This window comes from Acinetobacter sp. B51(2017), from assembly GCF_003711395.1.
GTDB lineage: Bacteria > Pseudomonadota > Gammaproteobacteria > Pseudomonadales > Moraxellaceae > Acinetobacter.
This window is the reverse complement of the sequence record NZ_PJRJ01000005.1, coordinates 117,161-128,597: the sequence shown is the minus strand read 5'-3', so window position 1 is coordinate 128,597 and position 11,437 is coordinate 117,161. Positions and strand designations below refer to the sequence as shown.

Annotated in this window: 10 protein-coding genes; all 10 read right to left on the bottom strand. The window is 43.1% G+C overall.

What is annotated here, in order from left to right:
- Window positions 1–226: 226 nt before the first annotated feature.
- The gene (locus CYK47_RS04235; protein ID WP_122899235.1) at window positions 227–520 is read right to left on the bottom strand and encodes a cold shock domain-containing protein; all 294 of its coding nucleotides are present in this window, start codon (window positions 518–520) and stop codon (window positions 227–229) included.
- A gap of 83 nt (window positions 521–603) precedes the next feature.
- On the bottom strand, window positions 604–1,239 hold the full coding sequence (gene upp / locus CYK47_RS04230; protein WP_122899233.1) for a uracil phosphoribosyltransferase: 636 nt from the start codon (window positions 1,237–1,239) through the stop codon (window positions 604–606).
- Between the two features lie 123 nt (window positions 1,240–1,362).
- Window positions 1,363–2,856 (bottom strand): NADH-quinone oxidoreductase subunit NuoN, encoded by a 1,494-nt coding sequence (nuoN, locus tag CYK47_RS04225; protein ID WP_122899231.1) that lies wholly within the window; start codon window positions 2,854–2,856, stop codon window positions 1,363–1,365.
- A gap of 3 nt (window positions 2,857–2,859) precedes the next feature.
- Window positions 2,860–4,464, bottom strand: coding sequence for an NADH-quinone oxidoreductase subunit M (gene nuoM, locus CYK47_RS04220; RefSeq protein WP_171407296.1), 1,605 nt, complete (start codon window positions 4,462–4,464; stop codon window positions 2,860–2,862).
- 7 nt (window positions 4,465–4,471) lie between these two features.
- On the bottom strand, window positions 4,472–6,367 hold the full coding sequence (gene nuoL, locus CYK47_RS04215) for an NADH-quinone oxidoreductase subunit L (RefSeq protein ID WP_122899227.1): 1,896 nt from the start codon (window positions 6,365–6,367) through the stop codon (window positions 4,472–4,474).
- Window positions 6,364–6,672 (bottom strand): NADH-quinone oxidoreductase subunit NuoK, encoded by a 309-nt coding sequence (nuoK, locus tag CYK47_RS04210; protein WP_122899225.1) that lies wholly within the window; start codon window positions 6,670–6,672, stop codon window positions 6,364–6,366. Before nuoK ends, nuoL begins: the two co-directional genes overlap by 4 nt.
- The gene (gene nuoJ, locus CYK47_RS04205) at window positions 6,672–7,190 is read right to left on the bottom strand and encodes an NADH-quinone oxidoreductase subunit J (RefSeq protein WP_171407295.1); all 519 of its coding nucleotides are present in this window, start codon (window positions 7,188–7,190) and stop codon (window positions 6,672–6,674) included. Before nuoJ ends, nuoK begins: the two co-directional genes overlap by 1 nt.
- Window positions 7,190–7,732 (bottom strand): NADH-quinone oxidoreductase subunit NuoI, encoded by a 543-nt coding sequence (gene nuoI, locus CYK47_RS04200; RefSeq protein WP_122899221.1) that lies wholly within the window; start codon window positions 7,730–7,732, stop codon window positions 7,190–7,192. Before nuoI ends, nuoJ begins: the two co-directional genes overlap by 1 nt.
- Before the next feature lie 16 nt (window positions 7,733–7,748).
- Window positions 7,749–8,750, bottom strand: a complete 1,002-nt coding sequence (nuoH, locus tag CYK47_RS04195) for an NADH-quinone oxidoreductase subunit NuoH (RefSeq protein WP_122899219.1) — start codon at window positions 8,748–8,750, stop codon at window positions 7,749–7,751.
- Between the two features lie 3 nt (window positions 8,751–8,753).
- On the bottom strand, window positions 8,754–11,435 hold the full coding sequence (nuoG, locus tag CYK47_RS04190; RefSeq protein WP_122899217.1) for an NADH-quinone oxidoreductase subunit NuoG: 2,682 nt from the start codon (window positions 11,433–11,435) through the stop codon (window positions 8,754–8,756).
- Window positions 11,436–11,437: the final 2 nt, after the last annotated feature.

Here is an 11,437-nt window from a genome sequence, read left to right as displayed (position 1 = left end):
TGGCTTGAAATGGCAAGTATCAGAAATATCTGCTTTAGCAGAATTACTCAAGGCACTGGCAACATGATCCGCATTGATGAAATCTGGCTTTCTACCCAACCTCTGGATATGCGAGCAGGGATGGATATGGCTGAACCTTGATGTTTTTGCATATCATTCCCCCCTTGTTATGACATCCTAATAAAAAAGAGGTCATAGGACCTCTTTTAAAAATCTGTTCAATCACTTAACCACGAAAGTTAGACAATAATGCAGAAGTAATTGATTTGTTGTGGTTTGCCACTTTAGTTTTTAGCGCTTTTTTAGAGGTATCTTCTACACGTTGAATTTTGGTTGCTTTAAATTTATCACCATTACGTGCCACAATAAATTTTACTCGGTCATTGCGTTTTGGTTCAGTACCATCTTGTGGAAAATCGGAAATATGAAAGAAAATATCTCCATCTGCGTAACCAATAAAACCAAAACCTTTGGCTGAATCGTATTGCTTGACTTTACCTTGCTGTAATTCGTCTTTCATTGCACTGCCCTATCTTTAATTCCTTCATTACATTATATAAAAAAGAGGCTCAAGCAGCCTCTTTTTTTGTTGCTATTCAAAAATTAGTCTTTTTGCACAGAACCAAAAATTTTATCGCCCGCATCACCAAGACCTGGCACGATATAACCATTTTCATTTAAACCATCATCAATGGATGCAGTGAAAATAGTGACATCTGGATGTGCAGCTTCAACACGTTTAATGCCTTCTGGTGCAGCAACCAATACCATCACGCGGATGTCTTTACAACCACTGGCTTTTAATACGTCAATTGCAGCAACTAAAGATGAACCTGTAGCTAACATTGGATCAATGATCATGGCAATACGGTTTTGAACGTCAGGTACTAATTTTTTGTAATAAGTACGGGCTTCTAAAGTTTCTTCGTCACGCTCTAAACCTAGCACCGATACTTTGGCACTTGGAATAAGATTTAAGAAACCATCTAACATACCAATACCCGCACGTAAAATTGGCACAACCGTAATTTTTTTACCAGCAATACGGTCAACATTGACCTGACCATTCCAACCTTCAATTTCTTGTTCAACCATTGGAAGATCTTTGGTTGCTTCATAAGTCAGAAGCATAGTGACTTCTTGTGCTAATTCACGGAAGTTTTTTGTACTAATGTCAGCACGGCGTAATAGGCCAAGTTTATGTCGAATTAATGGATGTCGAATTTCATGAATAGCCACGGGAGAGAACCTAAAAGGTTAAAGATAAAATTTGTTCTATTATAGAGCTTTTTACAGCGTTGGATAAATAAAAAAAGCCCTCAAACTGAGGGCTTTTTTGTTAACTTAGAATAATTTTAGCAATTATTGTTGGCTTAACATGAAATGTAACGGAGATAAAATCTCTGTTTCAAGTGCCAATTTAATAATTGGATCCGGGTAGACACCAATCACTAACACTGCAGCAGCAACGACTAATACCATTACACCGCCCATTTTTTGACCCCATTCTTTGTCGGCGTCAATACGTGGCGTTTCTGGTGGTGTCATGTACATCACGACCATCACACGTAAGTAGTAGTATAAACCAATACCTGAACCCACAATAATCATGGCAGCCAAGAACCAGTGCTGAGTGGTTACCGCAGCCATGATCACTAAGAACTTACCAATGAAACCTGCTGTTAATGGAATACCCGCAAGAGATAACATCATCACGGTTAATACAGCAGTTAACACTGGACGACGCCAGAATAAACCGCGGTAATCCGCTAAGCTTTCTGCTTCGTCAGTATTATTGTATGGGCTAGACATTAATGCCACAGCACCAAAGGCACCAATTGTGGTTAATACGTAAGTAATCACGTAAACCGTCACGTTACCTAAGCTTGCATACGTCATGCTGATCAAACCAATGATCAAGTAACCAAAGTGTGCAATTGAAGAGTACGCTAAGATACGTTTTAAGTTGACTTGTTTTACTGCCAGTAAGTTACCTACCAAAATAGAGAACACTGCAAGAATGGTTAAGATCGTGATGATTGAATCAACAAGGATCGCACCTGAAGTCAATAAATAACGTACAAACACACCAATCGTTGCAACTTTTGCAGCTGTGGCTAAGAAGGTTGCCATTGGCGCTGGCGCACCTGCATAAACGTCTGGTGTCCATTTATGGAATGGCGCTAAAGACAATTTAAATGCCACAGCAAAGATGATTAAGCCTAAACCTACAATCACCATTGGCTGCGTGATGTTTTCCATTAATGCTTGTACAGAATCATAGAATGATAATGAACCTGTGTAAGCATAGATGTATGCCATACCCATAAGCAACATTGCCGATGCAGTTGCTGATAATACAAGGTATTTCACACCAGCTTCTAAAGACTTTTTACGCTGATGTGTGTAAGCAAGCATACCGTATACAGGAATCGACATTAATTCTAAGCTAATGAAGAATGATGCATAGTGTGAGCTTGCCACCATTAACATTGCACCTGTAACAGACAGCAACATTAATAGATAAAGTTCTTCGCGGTTATCTTTGTAGCCTTCAATATAAGCATGCGACAAGGTACAGCAGGCAAGCGCTGCAACCACTGCGATTAACTGATACAGCAATGTAAATGGATCAACCATAAACATGCCCATCACGTTAGATGGTACAAAGCTGGTACCAAATAACATGAATAGAAGATAGATAGCTGCAAGGTTTAAACCAAGCACTGACGCAGTTGCGACAAGGTTATGGTTACGTTTAATTGCAGTCAGTAGCATCGCCACAATCGCGGTTAAACCGACGATCATGACTGGCGCTAAAGGCATAAGTTCAGAAAATGACATTGTGAAGTTCATGACTTATTGGATCTCCACATTTTGAAGGTCAGTTGCAACTTCTTGAGTTACTTCAACGACTTCTTGAACAGGGATATAGCTGTTCGCTAACCACGCCATGCTTGAGTTTGAAATATCAAGGAAGCTTTGTGGGTAAAGACCAAGCCATAACAGACCAATTGCACAAATTAAAAGTACAACCACTTCACGTGCATTTAAATCTTTTAAAGATGCATAGTGTTCACGTTGTTCTTCATTTGGTACACCAAATAAAGTTTTGTGAATCAGGATTAAACCGTAAACACCCGCAAATACTAAGCTTACTGTAGCAAGAATAGTAAACAGTGGGAATTTCGCGTATGAACCCATCAGGATCAAGAATTCACCGATGAAGTTACCAAGACCTGGAATACCGACTAATGCTGCAACAAAGAACATTAAGAAGAATGCAAGGTATGGGAACTGACCACGAATACCGCCCATTAAACGCATATCACGCGTATGTAAACGTTCATACACTTGACCACACATAATGAACAGTGCAGCAGACGATAAACCGTGTGCCAACATCATGATCATTAAACCTTGGAAGGTTAAGATGTTACCTGCGTAGATCGCAAGTAAGATGAAGCCCATGTGTGAAATCGATGTGTACGCAAGTAAGCGTTTCATATCGGTTTGTTGGAAAGCACACCAAGCGCCGTAGAAAATACCAATTAAACCGAAGATGATTGCGATATCTGCAAATTGTGCAGATGCCATTGGGAAGAACGGAATTACAAAACGTAATAAACCGTATGCCGCAGTTTTAATCAAGATACCCGCAAGGTCTACAGAACCTGCTGTAGGTGCTTGCGCGTGTGCATCTGGTAACCAGCCGTGTAAAGGGAACACTGGAAGTTTTACAGCGAAACCAATAAACATACAGATCATGAATGCATACGCAAGTGAAGGTACTTGAACGTCTAACGTATTCGCTACACCTAACAAGAAGTTATAGTTGAAGCTGATGTTACCTGTCATCATGTAACCGTAGATCACTAGACCTAGGATACCAATGAGCATGATCAGACCCGCAACTTGGGTGTAGATAAAGAATTTGTTTGCAGCATAAACGCGTGACTTGCCCGCTTCACCCTTATGACCCCAAAGTGCGATCAAGAAGTAAATTGGAACCAGCATCATCTCCCAGAAGAAGAAGAACAAGAATAAGTCAATCGCTAAGAACACACCAATTACACCACCTAAAGACCATAAAAGGTTTAAGTGGAAGAAACCAACGTGTTTTTGAATCTCGCCCCATGAACAGCCAACTGCCAAAATACCAAGAAGTGCAGTTAAACCAACCATCAGTAAAGATAAGCCATCCACCGCTAAGTGGATGTTGATGCCTAAAGATGAAATCCAAGGCAACATAAATTCGGCAGACCAAGTCGGAACTTTAGCGCCTAGTTCATAGTTGAACGTACCTGATTGCCATAACGCAACGGTTAAACCGAGCGTGACCAGCATACCAACGAGCGCAATATAGCGCGGCAGTTGTTGGTCGAGTTTATCGACCAACCAACATGCAAAACCTGCAATGAACGGTACAAGGATCAGCGCGGGTAAAAGAAAATTGTTTGTGATTTCCATCTTATTTCCCCACGATCTGAGTCACGATCAAGATCATTAGAAGTATGATAATACCTAATGCCATGCTCGCAGCGTAATCGCGTAATGAACCCGTTTGACGTGAACTTGTGAAGCTATGACCACCGCGAACGAGCGCAGGAAGGAGTAACCACACGCCATCAACTGGATCACGACCAAGAAGTTTAGCAATCAATAAGTATGGTTTAACAAAAATGATGTCGTATAGCGCATCAAAACCAAGTGCGTTACGGCAAATGTTTGCAAGACCTGAACCAATTGAAGTATTGGCAAAGCTCTTCACAGCATTATAAGCAAAGGCAAATAATACAACGCCTACAGCAAGACCAGACAATGCCACCGCAATCGCGATGTATTCTGCACCATGTGCGCCTGCAACTAAGTTTTCAGGAATCACAAATGCTGGAATATTGGCAGCATCAAGGATACTCATCACTGGTGCTTTAAGTACGATCGCAAGACCTGTAGAAAGCACAGCTAAAATTGCCAAAGGTGCCCAGTAAGTAATGCCTTTGATCTCGTGATAAGGTGTGACCTCTTTGCCAAAGAATACTACCCAGATTAAACGGAAGGTATAAATAGACGTTAAGAACGCACCTGCTACACCTACCCAGTACAATGTGTTGTACACAGGCAGACCCGCTAAATGACTTTGTGTCCAAACAGCTGCTAAGATCGCGTCTTTTGAGAAGAAACCAATCGTTAAGAATGGAATCGCTGCCAACGCACCGCCACCAATTGCGAAACATGCAAATAGGAATTTGTTCTTGTAGAACAAGCCGCCCATTTTGAAAATGTTTTGCTCATGATGGAATGCTAAAATCACCGCACCAGAAGACAAGAATAATAATGCCTTAAAGAATGCGTGAGTCAGCATATGGAATAGACCCGCTTGGTATGCTTCAGCACCCACTGCCATAAACATATAACCCAACTGACTCATAGTCGAGTAAGCAAGAATACGTTTAATGTCAGTTTGTACTAATGCAGCAAAGCCTGCTACAAGTAATGTCACTGCACCTGTGATTGAGATAAACATCATCACTTCTGGCGCAAGCTCGAATACTGTAAACAAACGGCAGCATAGGTAAACACCTGCTGTAACCATTGTTGCAGCATGGATTAACGCAGATACAGGTGTAGGACCTGCCATTGCGTCTGCTAACCAAGTTTGTAGTGGAATCTGCGCTGATTTACCTGCCGCACCTAAGAACAACATTAATGCAGTCCAAAGCGTAATTGACGAACTTTGAGTCATGACAGTTGCCGCATTTTCTACGATGTACTGTGTATTCAAAGTGCCAAACTGTTGGTAAAGCAAGAACAATGCGATTAATAGGAATACGTCACCCACACGTGTAACAGTAAAGGCTTTAATTGCCGCTAAACCGTTAGATGGTGTTTGGTAGTAGTAACCAATTAACAGATAAGAACATAGACCTACGCCTTCCCAACCTAGGAATAACAACGCTAAGTTGTCACCTAATACCAGCAATAACATGCTGGCAACGAACAAGTTGAAGTAAGAGAAGAAACGTGCAAAATCATGCTCACCACGCATGTACCATGATGCAAAGATATGAATTAAGAAACCCACACCTGTGATCATGCCAAGCATGAGTAAAGATAAACCGTCAAGTTGTAAGCTAATGCCTGGGGCAAAACCACCAACATTAAACCATGTCCAAAGATGTTGTACATACAACTCTTTGCCGTTGTTGACGAAGTCAATCCCTGCAATTAAAGCAACTAATGCAGATAAACCCACTGCACCCACACCAATAATGGCTGCAACCGTTTCAGGAAGCTTGTGGCGACCCGCTGCTAATAGGACAAAACCAATGAGCGGGAATAAAATTGTTAAATATAAATAACTCATCCGCGCATCTCACTAGCAGCATCCACATCCAAATGATGGAAGCGATGGTAGAACTGAAGGACGATCGCAAGACCGATACACGCCTCTGCAGCAGCAAGCGTTAAGATCAAGATGAACATGATTTGGCCATCTGGCTGTGCCCAAGCACTACCCGCCAGTACGAACGCAAGCGCTGCCGCATTCATCATGATTTCAAGGCTCATCAATACAAATAGTAGGTTGCGTCGTACCATTACACCGTAAAAACCCAGTGCAAACAGAATAGATGCGACGATTAGACCGTGTTCTAAAGGGATATTGCCCATTATTGTTGATCCTCTTGTGCACCTGGCTCACGCTTACCAATATGGAATGCAGCAACTAAAGCAGCAAGCAATAACATGGCAGCAATTTCAACCAAGAGTAAGTATTTGGTAAAGAGTGCAATACCCACTTCTTTCGGGCCTACAATCTCAGCACCCATCAATGGACCAGCAACGTTATACTCAGAACCTAACATCCAAACTAAAACCAGACCCATTAGGAAACACATCAAGGCAGGATAAGCCCATGCCGATGACGTTAACCATTTGCGTTCTTGTTCTACAGTCGCTTGACCAAGGTTGAGCATCATCACAACAAAGACGAATAAAACCATGATCGCGCCTGCGTATACGATGATCTCAAGCGCACCGGCAAATGGCGCACCCACAATCATAAACATACCGGCTACAGCAAGTAATGACACGATCAAGCTTAATAAAGCGTGAACGGGATTCGCGTTGGTCACAACGCGAATCGTAGAGACGATGGCCACAAGAGCCATCAAATAAAACGGCCACATCATGGTAATAGACTCCGTACATCAACAGGCTTACTTTCGCGCTGTGCTTGACCTTTGTCTTTACCTGCAACAGCCATACCTGTTACACGGTAGAAGTTATAGTCAGGATATTTACCAGGACCTGAAATGAGTAAGTTTTCTTTCTCATAAACTAAGTCTTGACGTACATATTCACCCAATTCGAAGTCAGGTGTTAACTGAATTGCAGTTGTAGGACATGCTTCTTCACACATACCGCAGAAGATACAACGTGAGAAGTTGATGCGGAAGAATTCCGGATACCAACGACCATCTTCGTGTTCTGCTTTTTGTAGTGAAATACAGCCAACAGGACAAGCAACCGCACATAGGTTACACGCAACGCAGCGCTCTTCACCGTCAGGATCACGTGTTAACACAATACGACCACGGAAACGCGGCGGTACGATGTCTTCAGCTTTCACTTCTGGATATAAAATGGTGTCACGTTTACGTGTTGCATGTGAGAAGACCATCCACAAGCTACGTACAACCGACCCGACCCCAGCTAGAAATTTAAACATTTTGTTCTCCCTGCCCTTACCACAACACTACAGCAGCAGTAACTAGCAAGTTAACTAGCGTTAATGGCAAACAAATTTTCCAACCGAAGTTCATGACTTGGTCATAACGTGGACGCATTAAAGAGCCACGAGCCAATACAAACATCATTACAAAGAATGCTGTTTTAATCACAAACCAGAATAATGGTGGAAGGAAATCCAGACCGAATGGAGCTAACCAGCCGCCAAAGAATAACGTTACGATCAATGCTGAAATCAGCACGACGTTTACGTATTCGGCAACGAAGAACATACCCCATTTCATACCACCGTACTCGACGTGGTAACCCTCTGCCAATTCTTGCTCTGCTTCTGGTTGGTCAAATGGATGACGATGCGTTACCGCAACACCAGCGACCACAAAGATCATGAAGCCTAAGAATTGAGGAATCACAAACCATACATCTTGCTGTGCTTCTACGATTTCACGTAAGTTGAATGAACCAGCAATTGCCACCACACCCATTAACGAGATACCCAAGAACACTTCATAAGAAATGGTTTGCGCTGCAGAACGTAGACCACCGAGTAATGCGTATTTGTTGTTTGATGACCAACCACCAAATAACACTGCATACACGGCAATACCTGCCATTGCCATAAAGAACAATAGACCGATGCTCATGTCCGCAACACCTAAATAAGGTGTTACCGGAATAACCATGAACGATAACACCGCAGTTGCCATTGCAACTGCTGGTGCCATACGGAAAGTTAACTTGTCTACGAATTTAGGTGTCCAGTCTTCTTTGAACATGATTTTAAGCATGTCGGCAACAATCTGGAAAATACCACCTGGACCGACACGGTTAGGACCGTAACGGTCTTGCCAAAGACCTAAAAGACGACGTTCAATAAAAGACATCAACGCAGCAATTAAAACCACCACCAATAAAATGGCAATGGCTTGCACTACTGAGTACGCAATTGGCCAGTTCTCAGCCCAAAGCGGCGTTTGACGCATTAATTCTTGTTCCATGAATTACACTCCAGCCTTGACTGAAACAGGCTCTGCAAGAGATACCGTAGGCGCAAGACCGACTGGGTAACCGATGTAACCTGTAGGTAAATATTCAATCACTTGAACAGGTAGAACAACTTCAGTCTCACCCGCTTTCACGGTGATTTTTTGGCCGTCTTGAACATTCAAGCGTGCAGCATCTTGCTCACCTACAGCAAACATTGCTTCTGGAATACGCGATTCCATTGCCGGTGTTTTCACTGTAAATTCGCCTGAAGCAAAGATATGGTGCATTGGTACAAGGCGGAAGCTTTGTGGATTTGCAACAACAGGTGCTGGTGCCACGAAACTACGCGCTGGAAGTTTTGCTAAACGATCGAATAAACGAACGCCTGAATCACCACCTTTTAATGAACCGCCCACGTTTTCTTGGAATTTGTTCCAAGCTTGTGGTGAGTTCCAACCTGCAGACCACGCAAATGGCACTAGCGCCGATGGCGTTTGGTTACCCACATAACCTTCCATAGAGAATGTTAATGCAGAGTCTTTGTCTGTTGGTTGTTTTGGTTCGTGAATCGATAACGGCGCACGCATTGCAGTACGACCAGAGTAACGACGTGGTTCACGCGCCACTTTAAGACCGTGTACACGGAAGCCCGCATCTGGTGCAACATCTTGAATTGCTTCAAGAGCAGGTACGTTTTTCGCAACCGCTTCAATCACGTCATCAAGTACAGTCCAAGCAATCGCTTTGCCTTTCACGCCAGTTTCAATGGCATGAATCCAGCGCCAAGATTCTTTGATCGCAAGTTCTGGTTTGTAGTAGCTTGGGTCATACACTTGGTAGAAACGTTGTGCACGGCCTTCTTGCGATACCACAGTACCATCACCTTCAGCAAATGATGCAGCAGAAAGCACGATATCAGCTTGTTTAACTGTCTCAGTTTCTGAGTGGTCAAGCACAATGATGTTTTTCGCTTTTGCAAATGCAGCATTGACTTGAGCCGCTGGTAAACGACGGTATAAATCGTTTTCTACAACCACTAAAGTATCAAAGTCTTGCGCAAATGCTTGCTCAAGGCTGTTACCACCCAAGATAGCCATACCCATTGAGTTCACTTCAGGAACAGTCAATGTTAAGCCTGCATTACCCAGATTCTGTGCAACTTGTGCAGCAGCTTCCATGATTGATGCGTCTTGTAAGCTTGTACCAGAGATGATTAACGGCTTTTTCGCAGCTTTTAAGGTATCGGCAATGGTTTGTGCAAATGCTTTCGCATCGTCAGCAAGACCTGTAATTGCTTCACCTTTTACGCCCGCAGCAATCGCAAAACCTAAACGCGCGATATCGTTTGGAGAAGCAACTACTTCGCCTTCAGCTACGTCAGCTAAACGTGTTTGCGTTGCAGCTAAAATGTAAATCGGAGATTTAGCATCTTGCGCAATACGTTGTACAGGTTCAGCTAACCATTCTTGCGTACGGCGCTCAGCCGCCATCTCTTTGCCTTTATTTTTCGCAGCTTGGCGAACAGATAAAGCCATACGAGGCGCAGTTTGGGTTAAGTCTTCACCTAAGATCAACACCGCATCGTAGCTTTCGATTTCACGCATACTTGGGTTATAAACACCTTCGGTTTGCATGATAGAAGCCGCTAACTCCACAAGGTTTTGTTCTTTTTGAGACATACCTGTAGAGAAGTTCGCTTGACCCACTAATTCGCGAAGTGCGAAGTTTGATTCAAGTGATGCGCGTGGTGAACCAATACCTAAGACTTTTTTGCCTTGGATATTTGCAATTACAGTATCAAGCGCTGTATCTACAGAAACTGTAGTCACGTTTGCACCTGAACGGAATTGTGGTTGACGTGGACGATCCGCGTTATTCACATAACCTGTACCGAAACGGCCTTTGTCGCATAGGAAGTATTGATTCACTTCACCGTTGAAACGGTTTTCTACACGGCGAAGTTCGCCATAACGTTCACCCGGAGAGATGTTACAACCAGAAGAACAGCCTTGGCATACGCTTGGCGCATACTGCATGTCCCATTTACGGTTGTAGCGTTCTGAGTGAGTTTTATCCGTGAATACACCTGTTGGACATACTTCAGTTAAGTTACCCGAGAATTCAGATTCTAAAGTACCTGATTCTGGACGACCGAAGTAGACACGTGATGCGTTGGCATACACGCCAAAGTCTGTACCACCAGCATAGTCTTTGTAGTAACGAACACAACGGTAGCATGCGATACAACGGTTCATTTCGTGTGAAATGAATGAGCCTAACTCTTGGTTGTAGTGGGTACGTTTAGTGAAACGATAGCGACGACGGTCATGCTGAGTCATCACCGTCATATCTTGTAAATGACAGTGACCACCTTCTTCACACACTGGACAGTCGTGTGGGTGGTTAGTCATTAAGAACTCAACGATCGACGCACGAAAATCTTTCGCTTCTTTGTCTTCGATTGAGATATAGGTATTGTCAGCAGCCGGTGTCATACATGACATCACCAGACGACCACGCGTATCTTCAGGATTCGCGTATTGTGTCACAGCACATTGACGGCAAGAACCGACAGAACCTAAGGATGGATGCCAACAAAAGTACGGGATATCAATACCCAAAGACAAACATGCTTGTAGCAAGTTCTCTGAGCCATTGACTTCGTACGATTTGCCATCGACATGAATTGTAGCCATAG

What these genes read in the sequence shown, in the direction of transcription:
- CYK47_RS04235 (WP_122899235.1), bottom strand. Translation starts at nt 520, where the DNA reads ATGAAAGACGAATTACAGCAAGGTAAAGTCAAGCAATACGATTCAGCC.
- nuoN (WP_122899231.1), bottom strand. Translation starts at nt 2,856, where the DNA reads ATGAACTTCACAATGTCATTTTCTGAACTTATGCCTTTAGCGCCAGTC.
- nuoL (WP_122899227.1), bottom strand. Translation starts at nt 6,367, where the DNA reads ATGAGTTATTTATATTTAACAATTTTATTCCCGCTCATTGGTTTTGTC.
- nuoK (WP_122899225.1), bottom strand. Translation starts at nt 6,672, where the DNA reads ATGGGCAATATCCCTTTAGAACACGGTCTAATCGTCGCATCTATTCTG.
- nuoJ (WP_171407295.1), bottom strand. Translation starts at nt 7,190, where the DNA reads ATGTGGCCGTTTTATTTGATGGCTCTTGTGGCCATCGTCTCTACGATT.
- nuoI (WP_122899221.1), bottom strand. Translation starts at nt 7,732, where the DNA reads ATGTTTAAATTTCTAGCTGGGGTCGGGTCGGTTGTACGTAGCTTGTGG.
- nuoH (WP_122899219.1), bottom strand. Translation starts at nt 8,750, where the DNA reads ATGGAACAAGAATTAATGCGTCAAACGCCGCTTTGGGCTGAGAACTGG.
- nuoG (WP_122899217.1), bottom strand. Translation starts at nt 11,435, where the DNA reads ATGGCTACAATTCATGTCGATGGCAAATCGTACGAAGTCAATGGCTCA.